The organism is Rubripirellula reticaptiva (genome assembly GCF_007860175.1).
GTDB lineage: Bacteria > Planctomycetota > Planctomycetia > Pirellulales > Pirellulaceae > Rubripirellula > Rubripirellula reticaptiva.
Window position 1 is genome coordinate 1,035,010 of the sequence record NZ_SJPX01000001.1, and the last position, 17,067, is coordinate 1,052,076.

Sequence of the window (17,067 nt, forward strand, 5' to 3'; positions counted from 1 at the left end):
CCAATGGCTATGTCCAATGTTCGACTTGGCGATGAAATGCAAAACAAGTCATCGCCAAGTCTTGGGTTTCTGGTTTCCGTCGCCTTGAATTTTCCTTTGACGGTTTTCAACACATCGGAAGACTTGTGACCACAAGGGTGGCATTCAATTAGGTGAGACTCTCAGAGAGAGACAGACCGATATGGGCAAAGGGCGGCAGTGCTCTGGTTTCGGACATACCGGACGTCTCGCGCTGTTCAGCTCGAAACGTATAGTTGTTCTGGGCTAGTCCCTGATTGGAGCGGAGTCAATAGTCAGAGAGGATCAGGCTATCGTCATTTTTCTTTGACCATTGGCAGCGTTAGCGTCTAGGGAGCCAGCACAGCCAAGCGGTGCGAAAAGTCGTTTCATTCCCAGACTTGCCCGTGGCAAGAACCTTGATGCGACCAAAGTTCAAATCGTTCGCGGCGCTGAGCGGCGTATCCACCTGGCCTTTCTTTGTGTCGAAGATCCGGACGTGGGTAAATCCTTTGATTGTCGCCAAGAATGGATTCGGTAGCGGTTGGAGTTCCTGGCTAGTATTTTGCCACTGACTTCTGACCCAGCTCTCAATTTTTGACGTGGATTCGACTGTTCAAACAAGGTTACCCTGGCCGGTAGCGTATCTGCCCGTAACCCAGCGCACCCGACGTACTACTCAAGCTCTGACAACCGCCAGTTTCCCAGTTGTGTTTCATGAAAATCGCACTCGCATTCTCCGGCGGCGGTGTTCGCGCGACCGTTTTCCACTTGGGCGTGCTGGCTCGACTGGCACGCGAAGACCTGCTGCCCAAGGTCAAAATCCTGTCCAGTGTCTCCGGTGGCAGCCTGGCAGCTGGGCTGGTCTTTGCCCGCGCTGGGTTTTGCTGGCCCAGCAGCCGGCAATACCTGCATGATGTGGTTCCGCAAATTCACTCGCTCTTAACAAGCCGTGACGTTCAGCGATCCTATGTGATCAAGTCGCTGATGTTTCCGTGGCGAATCGCGCAAGGCCGGGCCGCAGTGCTTGGCGATGAACTGGAACGACAATGGGGAATCACTGGCAAGCTAGCGGACTTGCCGATCGCACCCGAATGGATCGTCAATGCGACGTGCTACCAGACCGGCAAAAACTGGCGATTCCAACGCGACTTGATGGGCGACTATCAAACCAAGTACATCACCAATCCTGATTTTCGTCTCTCGCATGCCCTGGCTGCATCGGCCGCCGTGCCGGGGTTGATTGGTCCGCTGATCGTGAAGTCTCGCCGACACCAATGGAGCGAATTTCGTGATGACGACTGGCACTCGATCGAGCCCAAGTATCGCCGACTACATCTTTGGGACGGCGGTGTGTACGACAACCTAGGCGTCGAGGCACTGTTTAAACCGGGCGATGGCCTGCGCGAGGGAACGGACTTTCTGATTGTCTGTGACGCATCGCGTCCTCTTGCCGCCGAAACGCGCGCCTCGCGGTGGCGCCCAGGTTACCTGAAAGCATCGATGCGATTGGTCGATGTCGCCACTGACCAGGTCCGCAGTCTGCGGGCGCGGATGCTGATCGAATTCTTCAAACAGAATCCCGGTAGCGGTGCGTACTTGCGATTGGGACTGAAAACCAAGAGCGTTTACGCTCGCAGCAAGATCGGCGGGCAACCAGCGCTGACGGACCAAGAGGTCGGGCAAGCCTCGGCCATCGAAACAACGCTTCGGCGATTGACGCATGAGGAATTCAGCCTGCTGTTTCGCCACGGTTTCGAAGTAGCCGACGCGACGATGATCCGGCACTGCGAACAGGTCCTCAACAACGTGCCAAGAAAACACGTCCAATTCAAGGTCGCTTAAGAGGCGGCCCCTCCGAAGCCAAAGATGGCTATGCGGTCCTGGTAACCAATGCACGCGGCTGATCAAGTCTCACGCCCCGCCCGCGAAATTACCGATCCCAAATCTTACTAAGTTTCGCGGCGCGCATAGCGTGTACGTACCGATGCTTCGTCACTGCTTTCTTGGTCTGACGCGATCCACGAAATCGACTCATTGCCTGTCCCTTTTCGGGTCGGTACACAGAGCCGTTTTTTTGTTGGCTAGGTGCTGGTATAAAATTCGGTGGCGCAACTACGAACCATCAATCCAGAGTTGCTCGTAAACGCTTGGCGATTGCGCTGCAGCGGTTTGCTTCTTCTGGATCGGATTTCTGCAGAATGATCGCCAGGGTTTCATATAAATAGGGATCGGCCGCGAAGATGTGAATTGCGTGGCGCAGTGCGAGTGCCGCTTGCTCGTTCGCCCCGAGCCTGCTAAGGCTTAAACCCAGAGTCGCCCAATCGTCCTTACGCCGACGAATTGCAGTCAGTTCACTGAATACTTCGGCTGCGCTTCGATGCTGACCCGCTTTGGAAAAGAAGGTACCGGCGATCTCCATCGCATCGCCGAAAGCCTCCGTTGGCTTTGGGTTCCCATTCGGATCTAGACTCAACCGAATAGCTTCTTGAGCACATCGCACGGCGTATTCGCGCTGTTGATTCACGGATGCTGATGAGCTTGGCGAAGACTGCAGTTGCAAATAAGTCAACATTGCCAAGGCACCAAAAACCTCTGCGTCACCGTGACCCGAGTTAGCTATATCCGCGAGTGCCTGATTTGCATTGCGAGCAAGTTCGTTCATATGCGGATTGCCTGTATTCATTCGATACAGCAAGAACAAACCAAGAGCATCCATTCGTTCCGCTACAGCCGTATTCATCGATTCCGGTGGCTCTTGAAGCGGGAGAACAATCGGAGATGTCAACAGGCTTGGTTCTTGGGTTTGTGGTTGGTGAACCGCAATTCGATGATCATTCGTCGAAGTGTGAGGAACCTTGCTGTCTCGGACCGGCATATGGCAAGTCACGCAGCGGTTCTTCGCTTGATCCATCCGAACTTCCAGTTCTAATCCGCAAGAGTCCACTTCATTTTGGTGACAGGAATTACATTGCTTGCGACGGAGTTGATGCAGGGCTTCGCCGCTGGCGTGTTGGTGCGGCGAATGGCATGTGATGCAAGTCATCTCCGATTGCTGATAGCACTTGCTTTGACCGAGTTGTGCAAAGTGACCGACGAAGCCTGTTTCGGGCGGATCTGTCGTGATCAAGTCGTAGTTGAACTTCACTTTCGCAAAGTCCTGGCCTGGGTGAAAATCCCAGTCTTGTTTCCCGGGCGCACTGATGGGTGCTAATCCTTGACGGTGGCACTGTGCACAGAGCGACTCCGCTTCGAGTCGTGAAAGCTTGGCTGGCTGAATCAATTTTGCAACGGGCGGGACAGGCGAGGACGCTTCGTTCTTGCCAGCGACCGACCGGTGGTAATCCACGTGTTGACTGCCAGCCCCGTGACATCGCTCACAGCCAATTGACATCTCGTGGATGGTGAAGTGATGTGGATTGTTGTCCGGCTTACGTTCCACATTGCCGGCATGGCAAAACAAACACTGGTCTGTCAACGAGCGTGAAAAACTGCCGTGCATTGGTGTGTCATACCCCGGTGACATAGCGTAGGCATCAGCCTTTGCATACCAAGTCAGTGGCGCCTGCAACAAAAAATCTCCGTCAGCGACTAGGTAGCTTTTGGCAAATTTAGCGCTGCCCATTACGTACTGAATCGGAAATTCTGACAAAACGAGCGGTGGCATCGCCGAAGTCTCTTGGTCTGATTCCAGCAACTTTTCGACATGCCAAACCGAGTCACCCCGCTGGGCCACTTCGTATCTGCGGTGGCTCTTAGGATGATCAATGGTGACGTTTAATTGTTCGGCTTTCGGATCAATCTTCGTAAGCGAACGACTGTGGTGCGAATCCAGATAACTTTCGTGACGCTGTGAATGGCATTCCCTGCAGGCCAACGAACCCACCCAAGCAGGTTCGGTCTCAGTTTTGACCGCGACCAACTCACTGGTGTTGGATTCAGGACGAACTGCCTGCTCAGACGACGGTGGCGAAAGCGAGCTCTTCGATTCGGTTTGGCCAGGCGAGCAGCCAGCGAGAAAGATCAGTAACACTGAGCAAGTGGCTGACAGTCGTAAATGACGCGCCAAATTGGTCATGACAAAGCAAAATTGATCGGGCCGCACTCGATCGTTCGGTAGTGATTGCCAATGCATAAGTTCATGTGCCTCGTTGCGCGGATTCACAGATCTTAGCATAGACATCGTACCGTCGAAGTTGACAAACGAGCACAGGCAGATCTTGCACTTCCGGAACTAGTAGCCACCTACTCTTTGCTGTTTGCTACCAACGCGGACCGCATGACAGTTTGCAACCGTCGATGATTTCGAGCCGATTAGTCTTGCTCTTCCGGCGCCGTTTTGAACTTAGCGGAGCAAATACCGCTTGCACAACGACGTACGAAAACAATACCAAAAATCGCCCTTTTTAATGATCAAATGTTAATCTCTTGGAGGGAAGAATCTGCCCTTCGTAATTTTCGTCGGTTGCAAGCGACTCACCGAGATCGGCGTGGGAGTTGTGGCTAATATTAGATTCGGTAAACCGACGAATGTCACCGTTCAATTTGCGATACAGTCTTAGACGCTCGGAACTTCTCCTCATCTATCCATCCCATTCGCATTGGACACCTCATGAATCTGGAATCGTCCGATAGTGCTGATCCTTTTCGAGAAGCTCGTCAAAAAGACGGAGTCATGCGTTGCCCATTTCGGGGGGAGGAGATCACGATGATTTTGCGGCACAGCGATGTTCGATCTGCTGCCGCTGATTGGCAAACCTACAGCTCCGACGCACCATTTCGTGTGCCGATCCCCTCGGAAGAATCGGTGCGAACGATTCGCCAATTACCCATCGAGCTCGATCCGCCACGGCACGCCGTCTTTCGTGCTCTAACCGATCCATTCTTCGCCCGCCCCAAACACCCCGAAGTCATTGCAGCGGTACGTGAAATCATTCAGCGAATTGTGGCGGATCTGGCGAACGGTGAACCTTTCGAGGCCAACGCCGATCTCGCGTTGCCGCTGCAATCGCGCGCTCTGACACAGCTCTTAAATGTTCCTGAATCCGAGGCCGAGGTATGGATCGGATGGGGCATCCATGTTTTCAGATCGACGGACGGTGACTTCAAATCCGGCAATGTCTTGGAACAGTATTTGAATGAGCGGTTTGATTTAGCGATGGAGCTTCCTGGCAACGACTTTTTCAGTGCACTGGCTCATGGCACCGTCGAAGGCCGGCCGTTGACCCGTGACGAGTGTCTCGGTTTCGCCAACTTGGCTTTCGCCGGCGGCCGCGACACCATCATCCACACTCTGACCTGCATCATTGACTACTTGGGCAAACACCCAGATTCGCTGGAATTTCTGCGAGCGGATCGTAGCCGCATCACCTTGGCGAGCGAGGAGTTCTTTCGCATCGCAATGCCACTGACACAAATCGGTCGTGTGTGTCCCCGCGGTGTCGAGGTGCATGGGTTGCGAGTCGAACCCGGTCAGCGAGTGGGACTGTGTTGGATATCGGCGAACCACGACGAAACGGTCTTCGACGCTCCCGAAACCATCAAGCTTGATCGTCGCCCTAACCCACACGTTTCGTTCGGCTTTCGTCATCACCTCTGCCAAGGTGCGGCTCACTCTCGCTTGTTGATCCGATCGTTTTTAGAGACGCTTTGCGACCAAGTCGATACCATCGAAATTCAGAGCGCCATCCCCGCCCGAGATGTCGAAGCAAAATTCACGCGAAAGAATGGGTTTGAAAGACTGGTTACAGTCTTTCATCCAACCGCCAGCGAAACGTAGATAGAATGTTCAACCGGCGCCTGCTCTTATCGGTCGCGAGCCATTGGCATAATAACGTAGCCGTAGCCATCGTCGGTTGTCAGCAGAGCCGGTGCGGCCCCCGATTCGATCTCCATGATGAAGTTCGATTCATTGTCCAACACTTTGCAAAAGTCGGCCAGATAACGGTGGTCCATTGTCAAAGTGATCGGTTCACCGTCGTAAGCGATCGGCAGTTCAATCTGTGACTCACCAATTTCAGCCGTACTGGCTTCAAGTTTCAAGGTACCGTCGGCAAACGTGAAATCGATCCCGCGACTTTCGTGATCGGTCACAATTGCCGCTTGGCGAAGTGCGGCGAACAGTGGTCCCACAGTCATATCCAACTGGATCGCGTTTTCTCGCTTGGGCAATACTTGTCGCCAATTCGGATATCGTCCTTCGACCAAGCGAGAGTAAATCACCGCACGGCTGGTTCGCAGCAACAGGTCGTTACTGCGAGCCGCGACATCGACGGTCTCGTCCTTGTCGGACAAGGCTCGTTCCATCAACTGAATCGCTCGCGTTGGAACGATCGTGCTGGATCCGGTCGTTTGGTGACCACCGATCGATTCGCCGACGCCTTCCATGCGTGCCAGTCGGCGACCATCGGTACCCACGGCGGTGACGGTTGATTCTTCCAGTTCCAACAAGACACCGCCCAATGCGTAGCGGCTGCTTTCGGGGTCGGTGGCGAAGACGGTTCGTTTGACCATTTCGCGAAACAGACGCGTCGGCAGAACGTGATACTTTTCTTCGTCGAAACCTGCGACAGCCGGAAACTCGTCTGGGTCGTTGCCTGGCAAGCGATACTTGCTGCGACTGCCTCGAACGCGAATCCCCGAGTCATCGGTTTCCATCGAGATCGTTTCGTCATTGCTCTCACGAAGGATGGCCATCGTTCGCTGGACGGGCAACAGAGCGGTGCCCTCGACTTCGATCTCGACGCCGTCTTCGAGCTCCAAACGAATACCGACTTCCATGTCCGTGGCCGTCAGAGTCAGCTTGCCACCAGCGGCCGTGACTTTGACGTTCTGGAGGATTTCTTTCGGTGACCGAGTCGGCGCGATGCTAGCAGCAAGCGAGAAAGCGTTGGTCAGGGATTCACGTTGGCAGGTGATCTTCATGGCTTATCAAGAATCTTCGTTGGACTGTTGATGACGGTGCCATGTTGTACCCCGTCCTGCCATCGAACGCATTAGGCCGCTCGGCTTGCTGGTTTGGTTCTTGATGGGTCTGTCTAAAGATAAAGTTATTTATAATTAACGTCGTCATCGTAATACGTCGGCCAAAACTGTCGGGAACCCACTGCTGGCTGTCGTAAGTCAATATTCAGACGTTAGTTACCGACTTGGCGACTTGGTGGGTAACCTGTCAGGGATTTGTTGGGCTGTTGTTGTAAGACGACGTGAAACTCAACATCCCCCAACACAGCGACTGGAAGTCCAACACAAATGCCGATCGAAGGTCAACAGAGTTCGAACAGGGTTTGAACAAGTTATCCACCGAAAAAAAGACTCAGAAACACTGTTTTCGCAGCTGAAAATCGGGTAGCGAGCGGTCTGAACCGTAGTCGAGTTGGCATTCAATTTGTCTGGATGGGAGCGTCTCAACGTACCGGCGAAAAGGTCCGTACGTGAGTTGGCGACGAGTTCGCGCAGGAGCGAGCGTCGACGCATGCATTAGTACCAACATGGTGACGTTCGCGATTAGACCGCGACGCAAAGCTTTTCGGTGACTTCATCGGCCGCCCGGCGGAGGTCCGAATCGTTCTCTAGCAGCGACTGTGTCTTGCGAATCGCGTGCAGGACCGTGGTGTGATCGCGACCGCCGAAATGGTCGCCGATTTGATGCATGCTCTTCCCCGTCATCTGACGAGCCAATAGCATCGCCAACGAACGGGCACGGACGAGATTCTGTTTTCGCGAGCTGCTGCGCAGTTCAGACGCTTTCATTTTAAAATAGCGAGCGACCGCGTTGGTGATCGACGACAGCGAGACTTCTTTGACATTTCCGAGTCGATCGATCGCCGACTGAATGGCTTCCATCGTCGGATCGCTCTCGTGCATTCGACACCACAGCGAGACCTGTTTCAGAGCCGCTTCGAGCGAACGGGCAGGCAAATTATCGCTCAGTCCGTCGTGAAGCACTTCCAGCAGGCCAGACTCGATCTCTAAACCAAAGTGCAAAGCCAATTCGCGCAGCAACTGTAGTCGCGAGGCACCGGTTGGCAGTTCGATTGGGATCGTCAATCCGGGCAACACGCGGCTGACCAACAACGGTCGCAACCCACGGACTTCCGAGGGCAAGCGACGACATGTCAGAATCGTCGCTAGTCCCATCGCTGTTCGTGTCTCGATTCGCATGGCCAATTCGTCCTGAGCCGCGGATTTGTCAGCGATCAGATGCAAATCATCGATGACCAGAATCGGAGCTTCGTTGATCTCGGTTCTTAGCGGTGGCAAGTCGTCTGCCGCGACCGCTTCTGCGTATTGCCTGGCAAAGTCGATTGCTGGGAAGTGAATCACTTTAACAGGTTCCCCGTCGATCGATTGATCAACCGCCTGACGAGCTGCCAAGTGCATTGCGATCGCTGTTTTTCCGGCACCGCTGGGACCGATCAGCAAGATTGGGTTGCCGAATTCAAAGACCGAGGTTTCGCTGGTCGAAACGAACGTTACCAGGCGGTTTTCTTCGCCGGCAATGAAATACGGCAGTGAACCGGAAGTGATGCGCGTATCGCGACGCCGGGCACGAACGGCGGGCCGTTCGAGCGGGAAGGACGTGACAGCGATCGTTTCTTCGACCAACGCGTTCAAAGCAAAGCCGGTGAACGAAAAGGAACGGAAAGATTGTGTAGCAGAAAGGTCTTAGGAGGCCCTGGTAGACTGGGGCGTTTACCGAGACGACGCGGGCATTGTAAGCGATTCATCCGAAAAAGCGAGTGGAAAAACCGTAGTTATCCACAATCAATCATTGTCGTAAACGTTTGTGAGATAACGATATACGTTCGATCGATGAGGATATTTCTTCGTTAGTGGAAAACTTGGACACTCCGAACCGCAAAGCCGAGCGAATTTCCGGTTCGGGCCGGCTCATCGCGGTCAACACATGGCTGGGCGGGCTGCTGCCACTGCTGCAGGCTGATCCACTGCTGCAAGCAACGCCGGCCATATCCAGACTCATCAGCATCGTTTGTCGATCACTTCCGACCAATGAAAGGCACGATGTTCCCGGCAATCGCGGTTTGGTTTGACCCTGAATCACGATCTCGGGGAATGATTTACAGAGCTGGCTTTCGAGGTGGTCGCGCAGTTTTCGCATGTGGCCGGTTGATGAGTCGCATTCGTCGAAGGCTAACTTCAACGCTTCGGCCATCCCGACGAAGAGCACGACGGGCTCGGTTCCGGGGCGAGTTTCCAGTTGTTGTTCGCCGCCGAATAACATCGGTTGCACGTTTATGTCGCCAGCGATCCACAGCGCGCCGATTCCGGCAGGACCGTGAAATTTGTGAGCGGTGAACGTGACCGCCGACAATCCAAGGGCTTCGACATCAAAAGGAACCTTGCCAATCGATTGGGTCGCGTCGACGTGCAACGGTACACCTGCGGCGCGACAGATCGATGCAATCCGATCGATCGGTTGAATCACACCGGTCTCGTTGTTGGCTGACATGATCGAAACGAGTGACGCGGTTTTGCCGCTGCCGTCGGACACGCCGGAAATCAGATCCGCCAGTTGGTCGACGCGAACTTCACCGTCCTGGTTAACGTCGAGCCAGCGAATCGGGCGACCGTTTCCGGGGAAAGCCTGGTGCCGGCGCTGGCTCGCTTGGGCCGCGGCCAGCACGCTTGAGTGTTCGATGCGGCTGATGACGATCGGACCGGGTGCCGGATCGCCGGCGCTAGCCGCCAGTCCAATACCGCTCAGAGCCAAATTGTTGGCCTCTGTTCCGCCGCTGGTCATGATCAATCGCGGTCCGCCGGGTTGGTCCAACCGCGTACCGATGGCACGCCCGATGATCTCCATGGCGTTTTCGATTTTTGCTCGCCCGCGACGACCGAGCGCGTGCAGCGACGACGGATTGCTAGGGCCGGACGACCACTCGCGAGCCATCACATCGGCGACGCGCGGATCGACCGCCGTGGTGGCGTTGTTGTCCAAGTAGATCATCGAAGCGATCACAGATTTGGGGCGTTGGGATAGTCAGCGGTCGCTTCTTGACGGACCCGGTCGGCCAGTTCGTTGCGGCCGGCCTCGCGAAGGTCGATGATCAGGCTGGCGTATTGTTCGGGCAGATACTGATCGATGGCGGCTTGTAGATCGGCGGGTGATTGGTTCGTCGCCGACAGACGCTGGGCGATTTCCATCAAACGAGGAATCAAAACGTACAGCTCGCGTTCAGCCAACCGCTGAACTACCGGCCACAGGACTTTGGCCATTTTCGGATGGTCGGTACTCCATTTTTCCCAGTACGCGTCAACACCAACAGATAATTCGAGTTGATCGGTCAACAATTGTGCGTCCAAGGGAGTCGCACCCGTCAATCCGCGGGATATTTGGACTAAGTGCCACACATCGGGGGGCCCAGTCATCACGGGGATCAAGTTTTTTTGCCGTAAGTAGGTCGCCGCTTTGGTGGTCGAACTGGAACGAGAGATTGGCGTGATTTGCAGGTGAACGAGTGGGATTTCGTAAAAACGGAAGTCTCGTTTTTGAAAGTGCGTTGGCGAAAACTCACTTCCGCTAACAAACCCTTGAGTACGGATGATTAAAAAACCGACGATTGCCAACATCAAACCAGCGGCAATTGATACCCAAATTCGTGCCGTTTTGTTGTCCTTGCGGCGGCTAGCAGCCGACCCGCCATTGCCGGGCGGTTGGTTCGCCTTGACCGCAGTCAAGGATTTCGGATGAGAAACCGAGGTGGACATGAACGGCTGCTTGCGAGATGTTGCGCGAACGAAGTAAGTGAAGTCAGTATTGGACAAGTCATTCTAGTTTAAGCCATGCAACGTCTTTGGTCCCCCGCCGCTGATCGCGTCGCCGTTTGGAGTGGTGGGTTTTCTGCGTCTTCACGCGGTCTTTGTGACGGGGCAAAGGGTGCGACGAAATTGCCGCGCCCGTACTCAGTAACGTCATTCCCATCCAGCTCGGCTGAAAACGTCGACAAAGTGTCCAGCGATTCAGCAGCCGATGACGAAGAACCCCGTGTCCGGCGAATGCGGTTAGAAGCGGTTTTATTGATTTCAAAAGCGCCTGTAAGCCCCCGAAAAGTTGCCCAATTGGCTCACTTGGCGGACGCTACCGAGGCTCGTACACTTGTCCGCCAGCTCAATCGTGTTTATGACACTCAAGGACGGGCGATTCGAGTCGAACATGTCGCTGGTGGTTTTCGGATGTTGACGCACCCGATGCTGGCACCTTGGTTGGCTCGGTTGGGACATTTGCCTCCAGCAGTAAGGCTGTCCACGCCGATGATGGAAACTCTTGCTGTCGTCGCCTACCGACAACCGGTTTCGCGAGCGGGAGCGGAGGCAATTCGCGGCGTTGCGTGCGGAGAGTTGCTGCGGCAGTTGATGGAACGAGATTTAATACGTATCACTGGTCGTAGCGAAGAACTGGGCAGACCGTATCTTTACGGTACCACCAAACGATTTTTACAAGTTTTCGGGTTATCAACGATCGACACCCTGCCACCCATTGATTGGCAGATGTTGCAAGAAGATTCCCCTCCAGATTTACCCCTTGATGATTTGTCGACACCCACGAAGGAGTCTGTCGTGAGTACCTCTGTCGCGCCAGTTCTAAGCTCAGATGTTTTCGGTCAATCCGAGATTTTCTCAACCGTCCTAGACCCAACTGCCATCGAAACGATCGTTTCGGTGGAGGGTGATTCATTGGAGTCGATCCGCACTGCCGCGGACGGGGTCACTGATTCGGCGCCCCAAGCCATTATCGAAGATGAAGAAGACGATGATGATTGGGACGACGACGATGACACCGACGACGATGATGATGACTGGGACGACGATGATGATGAGGACGACGACGACGACGACGACGACGACGACGACGAACTCGACGGCGACTGGGAAGAAGTCGACGACGATGATGACGAGGAAGATGAGGACGAAGAAGACGACGACGATGACTCGGATGACGACGACGAAGAAGAAGAGTCAGACGAATCAGATGATGACGAAGACTGGAGCGAAGACGACGACGTAGATGATGTCGATGAAGACGATGACGACAACTGGGACTGAGTCGTCGATGCGTCCATCGCAACCATTGGTCAGGACTTGTTTTTGATCAATGGATTCATCGAATCGTCTTGCCACAAGGGGAAAGCGAAATAGCCCAGGTAGCGTCCTAGCTCTCGCTATTCGTCGCCGAGATTAAACAGGTGGCGAACCGCCTCGACCAAGCCACGTCGATGGCCTTCCGCGGCATCGTCTTTGATCGACGTCAAAGGTGGGTGAAGCAGTTTGTTGATCAGTCGATCAAACGACTTTTCAATTTCCTTGACCGTGGCTGCATCGGATTCGCCTAGTCCGAGTTTGTTCTTCAAACGCATCAACTCATCTTGTTTTAGATCGGTTGCCTGCGTTCGCAACCGCTGAATCACCGGTCCGGCCCCGCGATGATGAATCGCGCTGATGAAACGTTCGGTTTCTTCGGCAATGACCTGTTTTGCTTTCGGCCATTCTTTTTGACGTTCGCGCCGGTTGCGTTCACAGGCAGCTTTTAAGTCATCGATACCGTACAAATAGACGCTTGATAGATCGCCAATCGAAGCTTCGAAATCGCGTGGTACGGCAAGGTCCAAAATCAGCAGCACGCGGTTTTTTCGTTTCGCGTGCAGTGGCAAAAACGTCGCTTGATCGATGATCGGCTCCGTCGCCGCTGTCGCGCCAATCAATACATCGGCTGCCACAACTTCATCTAACAGTTCTGTCCATGGCACTGGCGTTACATCAAAGGTCTCGGCAAGCGCGACCGCTCGTTCAAACGAACGGTTCAGCAGATGAATATCCTTGGCACCTGCCTGGATCAGATACCGCAAGGTTTCTTCACCCATTTCGCCAGCACCGCAAATAACAACACGTTTCTTGCTAAGCGAATCAAAGACCTCGGGGATCACTTCACCGACGGCCACACTCGGAACACTGACCCGGCGACGATGGATCGAAGTTTCTTGCTGGACACGCTTGGCAGCGCGATTGGCGGCCTGAAATACGTTATGCGTCAACGGACCGGCGGAACCCGATGTGCAAGCCAAATCATAGGCCTGTTTTACTTGAGCCAAGATCTGTGCTTCCCCGACCACCATGCTGTCCAAACTGGCTGCGACGGTAAATAGGTGCTCAACCGCTTCGACACCAGCGCGGTAAATCATTTGGTCAATGACTTCGTCGGTTGTCAAAGATCGCTGATCAGCTAGAAATCCGGCAACCGCATCCCGGTCGAGTGCTTGGTTATCACCTGATGTCGTATAAAGTTCGATGCGGTTGCAGGTGCTGATTAGCACCAACTCACACGATGGAAAACGATCGTGAAAATCAGCCAGCGCGGCACCGACCTGGTCACTGGTGAAGGCGATCTTCTCGCGAAACTCGACAGCCGCATCATGGTGGCTACAACCGATCATCTGCAGGTTCAAGGAGTCGTCTCCTCGATTACAGTTGTCGCGGTTGTGGATTCAATCGTCGCACCGGGTTCAGCGGCTGCACCTTTTTCGGCTTGGCCATGTGGCGTGGTCAGTACGCCGACGAGCGCTAAAACCAAAAAACCAAGACTCGCCAGCGTTAAGTAAACAGCCTTCCGGCCGCGGCTAGCTGGTGCATAAAAGAACTCAACTGCCGACGCACCCAACAACCAAACCAACAACAGCAAACTCAGCATCACGCCGCGGTCAGTCCAACTAACGTAACCCCAGCGATTCAGATTCATGACCACCCCGGACAGCAATCCCAGTCCGACGGCGACCGTGCTGATCACCAAGCAACGCCGGTTCATTCGGCCTAGGGTCTCGAGCGTTGGCAGCCGTAAAGCCGAACCGGCACGGTGACGTTTCAGACGCCAAGACTGGACCAAGTACATCACGCCGGCCAAAAAACCTACCAATACCGCTGCCGAACCGCCGGCCATGGATACTGCGTGAACGTTTCGCCACACCTCAACCGCTTCGGTGCGAGTAAACGGAGGCAAATCACGAACGGAAACCGCAAACGCGATCAATGCTAAAACCGCCGGCAAAAAGAAGAAGCTGACGATCGTATCGGGCCGCATCAAGTAGAACACAAAGAACGATATTGCTAGCGCAAGGGCTAACAGCAACGACCAATCCAACCATGTCGCCAGCATGCTGGCTTCGACACCTTCGATCGATGTAGCCCGCAGCAATACGTAGCAGACGTGCGTGAATAACCCCACCGTCATCATCACAATCACGGCCAAACCGCGACCAGGGATGCGGCCAAGCAGGCGCAGCAATTCCAACACCAGGACTATCAGATAGCTGGTGAAGAAACAGGGAATCGTGATCTCGCGGAGGATTGCCAACATGAGTTCGCGGGCGTGTGTCCGAGAAAGAAGAGCGGGAAAGACTCAATCCTACCTGCTGGGGAAAAAATGTCTGCGCCGCAGCCCCCAAGCAGCTTTGCATGCGGCGGCATTTTACGCAAAAGCGACGAAACGCCGTCTGTCACTGGGCCTCCCCCGACCCTTTCTTCGGCCGCCGCCTATTTCGCCGCCGCCTATCTCACCGCGACAGATTTCACCAAGGGTCACTTAACCAAGATCGGACCTCGGTTTCACCGTTCGAATCCATCCTGACTCGGACCGCTCCGTCACGAGCCGTCACATGAACGCGGCTGCCATAGGTCCCCAGCATCGCCGCCACGGCTGGTCGCTCGGCGCGCTGTCCACCGCTAACAATCGCCTCAGCCGGTCGGAACCACTGCAATACGACTGCGGCGTCCATTGCCAGACTGCCATGGTGCGGCGCCATCAACAATCCCCCGGGATCAGGCCTGGGAAGGTTCACCAGCACACCGGTGCCGGGCGGTTCCAAGTCGCCAGGCAACAGTAACGGTTTTCCGCCGTTGTCCAGCATCAGCACCAACGAGTTCGCGTTGTCGCTGCCTTCCAACCGCCGTGCGAGCGGATGCAGGACCGTGATCGTTGACCTACCACAACGAATTTCATTGCCGCGTGACAATTCGCGAATCGGAATTTTGTGTTGGGCAATCGCGTCTCGAACCGGATCGAGCGCAGATTCCGGCTCAGCCAACATGCCCGGCGGCGTGCATACCTGATCGATACGAAAACGATTCACGAGCCCCGGCAAAGCGTTGAAATGATCCGAGTCAGCATGAGAAAGAAAAACACCATCCAATTGAGTGATGCCAAGCGACCAAATTGCTTGATCGATGTACCGACTGCTACCCATGTCGTTGCCGAGCCGACCACAATCGTAAAGCCAAACGTCACCACTGCCAAAGCGAGCGATCACGCTGGTCCCATGACCGACATCGACAAAAGTGGCTTCGATTGCGTCTGCCTTTATCGGCGCTGTTCGAGTTGCCAAGGTAAACGCAATCGCAATCCACAATGCTACCCAACCGTATCGCATTCGCCGCACGCGATCGCTGTTTGTAAAACCTAGCGATGCCACGATCACGACATAGAACGCGACCACCCACCAAGTCGGTGGCGCTGGTAACCAGGCATGCCCCGTCGGAACCACGGCGGCCAGTTCGATGATCCATCGCATCGCTGACAAAAATCCATGGCACGCCATCGCAGGAACAATTGTAAACGGCGAATTGATCATCACACATGCTGCCGTCACGATTCCCGTTGCCAAGGATGCAAACAAGAACGGTCCCAACACAACATTTGTTGGAATGCTAATCCACGACACAACATTAAATTGGTGCCAGATCAAGGGCAGACTGATCATCGAAACGCAAAGACTAAACCACAGCAATTGACGCACGATTCCAAATCCCATTCGCAACCGCTTGATCGGCATCGACTGTGATGATTCGGCCAGTTCCGTTAATTGTTCCTCGCGGCGAATCGCGTCGTCGACCACTGGTGAACCCGTGCGACCTCGACCACTTGATAGCACCAACGTCGTGACTGCCATGAACGATAAATGGACACCAACACTAAAAACGTTTTCCGGATTCCAGATCACAAGAATTAGTGCGGCCAGGGACAACGTATTGATGGCTTGCCCTGGCCGCCGCATCCAAATCGCGAACATCAACGTTGACACTAAAACGGCGGCTCGCAACACCGGCGGACGTGATCCTGTGATTCCGCAATAGAAGACGCAAACACCTAGAACCAAGATGACTTTGGTGGTCATTGGCAACCGCAACAGCATCGCGATCCAAGTGGTCATCATCACGACGATCGCCAAGTGCATTCCGCTGACCGACAACAAGTGCGCCGTGCCAGTGACCAACAATTGGTCGCGAGTCGCGCTGTCTACGAAATCACGTTGTCCGATCACAATCGCGACGGCCAGAGGGCCTGTCGTATTACCCAAATGTTCCAGCAGCCCATCACGACTCTTCGCAGCAATGGTCGCCATCATTCGCGAAAAACCATATCCCGGTTCAAGCTTGCCGATCATTTCAATCTGCTCGGCGCGGTCCACGTCCATTCGGCCATGAAGACCTTGCCGACGATAGAAACTCGCCATGCTTTCTTCACCAGGATTAGTTGCAATTCCTACACCACGAAGACTACCAAAGACTCGTACGTGATCGCCTGGCATCCAATCATCACAGCGCCCATCAACACTGATCAGGACGCGCCCATCAATCGGAACAAAGTCTCGCCCATCACGAATCTGTCGCAGTGAGACTTCCAAACGAGTTTCCCAAGGCGACTGGTTTTCACGTCTGCGTCGGCTGATCATCGGGTGGGGACGAAGCACCGGTGATCGATCAATCACTCCTTCGACAATCGCAGGGACGGGATCATCATCAATCAACGAAACAACGGTCGCCCGCTCGTACCACCGTGACTGGATGGCGTGGTCCAATCCGCCAATTCCTAGCATAACAAGAACCGTCGCTATCCCCGAAACGTTCTTGCTGCGATCGCCGAAAAACACAATCCAGAATGTGCAAATCGTGATCCATCCGATCCAGATCGACAGACTGGATGATTTTGATGGGGTTAGTTCCCTTAACACTGCATCTGCCAAGATGCCCACGATCGACGCGGATGCCAAGAACAACATCGGT

General features: G+C 54.5%; 12 protein-coding genes. 4 read left to right on the forward strand and 8 right to left on the reverse strand.

The genetic code is table 11. From position 1 onward, the window contains the following. The first annotated feature begins 3 nt into the window (after positions 1-3). A complete protein-coding gene (locus Poly59_RS30380) occupies positions 4-129 on the forward strand; it encodes a hypothetical protein (RefSeq protein ID WP_261343481.1) in 126 nt (41 codons plus the stop codon). Between the two features lie 585 nt (positions 130-714). Further along, positions 715-1,842 carry a patatin-like phospholipase family protein gene (locus Poly59_RS03725; protein ID WP_146532686.1) on the forward strand — a complete coding sequence of 376 codons (1,128 nt, stop codon included), beginning with the start codon at positions 715-717 and terminating at the stop codon, positions 1,840-1,842. 280 nt (positions 1,843-2,122) lie between these two features. On the opposite strand, the gene Poly59_RS03730 is transcribed toward Poly59_RS03725, so the two are convergent. Further along, positions 2,123-4,030: a multiheme c-type cytochrome gene (locus Poly59_RS03730; protein WP_186776000.1), complete on the reverse strand. Its 1,908-nt coding sequence runs from the start codon at positions 4,028-4,030 to the stop codon at positions 2,123-2,125. A 675-nt stretch (positions 4,031-4,705) separates the two neighbouring features. On the opposite strand from Poly59_RS03730, the gene Poly59_RS03735 reads away from it, so the two are divergent. After that, entirely contained in the window at positions 4,706-5,776 is a 1,071-nt protein-coding gene (locus Poly59_RS03735) for a cytochrome P450 (protein WP_222436034.1), read from the forward strand. A gap of 26 nt (positions 5,777-5,802) precedes the next feature. On the opposite strand, the gene dnaN is transcribed toward Poly59_RS03735, so the two are convergent. The 4 genes from dnaN to Poly59_RS03755 form a co-directional block, all read right to left on the reverse strand. Continuing rightward, positions 5,803-6,921 (reverse strand): DNA polymerase III subunit beta, encoded by a 1,119-nt coding sequence (gene dnaN / locus Poly59_RS03740; RefSeq protein WP_146532689.1) that lies wholly within the window; start codon positions 6,919-6,921, stop codon positions 5,803-5,805. Positions 6,922-7,503: 582 nt separating this feature from the next. Next, positions 7,504-8,613 (reverse strand): helix-turn-helix domain-containing protein, encoded by a 1,110-nt coding sequence (locus tag Poly59_RS03745; RefSeq protein ID WP_246151357.1) that lies wholly within the window; start codon positions 8,611-8,613, stop codon positions 7,504-7,506. 154 nt (positions 8,614-8,767) lie between these two features. Continuing rightward, on the reverse strand, positions 8,768-9,979 hold the full coding sequence (locus Poly59_RS03750; RefSeq protein ID WP_246151358.1) for a cysteine desulfurase family protein: 1,212 nt from the start codon (positions 9,977-9,979) through the stop codon (positions 8,768-8,770). Next, positions 9,976-10,728 carry a hypothetical protein gene (locus Poly59_RS03755; RefSeq protein WP_246151359.1) on the reverse strand — a complete coding sequence of 251 codons (753 nt, stop codon included), beginning with the start codon at positions 10,726-10,728 and terminating at the stop codon, positions 9,976-9,978. The genes Poly59_RS03750 and Poly59_RS03755 overlap by 4 nt, the downstream gene beginning before the upstream one ends. Positions 10,729-10,803: 75 nt before the next feature. On the opposite strand from Poly59_RS03755, the gene scpB reads away from it, so the two are divergent. Beyond that, positions 10,804-12,063: an SMC-Scp complex subunit ScpB gene (gene scpB, locus Poly59_RS29240; protein WP_246151360.1), complete on the forward strand. Its 1,260-nt coding sequence runs from the start codon at positions 10,804-10,806 to the stop codon at positions 12,061-12,063. A gap of 116 nt (positions 12,064-12,179) precedes the next feature. On the opposite strand, the gene hemA is transcribed toward scpB, so the two are convergent. The 3 genes from hemA to Poly59_RS03780 all read right to left on the reverse strand — a co-directional run bounded on the left by hemA (position 12,180) and on the right by Poly59_RS03780 (position 17,063). Then, positions 12,180-13,460 carry a glutamyl-tRNA reductase gene (hemA, locus tag Poly59_RS03770; RefSeq protein WP_146532691.1) on the reverse strand — a complete coding sequence of 427 codons (1,281 nt, stop codon included), beginning with the start codon at positions 13,458-13,460 and terminating at the stop codon, positions 12,180-12,182. Further along, a complete protein-coding gene (locus Poly59_RS03775; RefSeq protein ID WP_146532692.1) occupies positions 13,457-14,365 on the reverse strand; it encodes a cytochrome c biogenesis protein CcsA in 909 nt (302 codons plus the stop codon). Before Poly59_RS03775 ends, hemA begins: the two co-directional genes overlap by 4 nt. 211 nt (positions 14,366-14,576) lie before the next feature. After that, the gene (locus tag Poly59_RS03780) at positions 14,577-17,063 is read right to left on the reverse strand and encodes a ComEC/Rec2 family competence protein (protein ID WP_146532693.1); all 2,487 of its coding nucleotides are present in this window, start codon (positions 17,061-17,063) and stop codon (positions 14,577-14,579) included. Positions 17,064-17,067 lie beyond the last annotated feature (4 nt).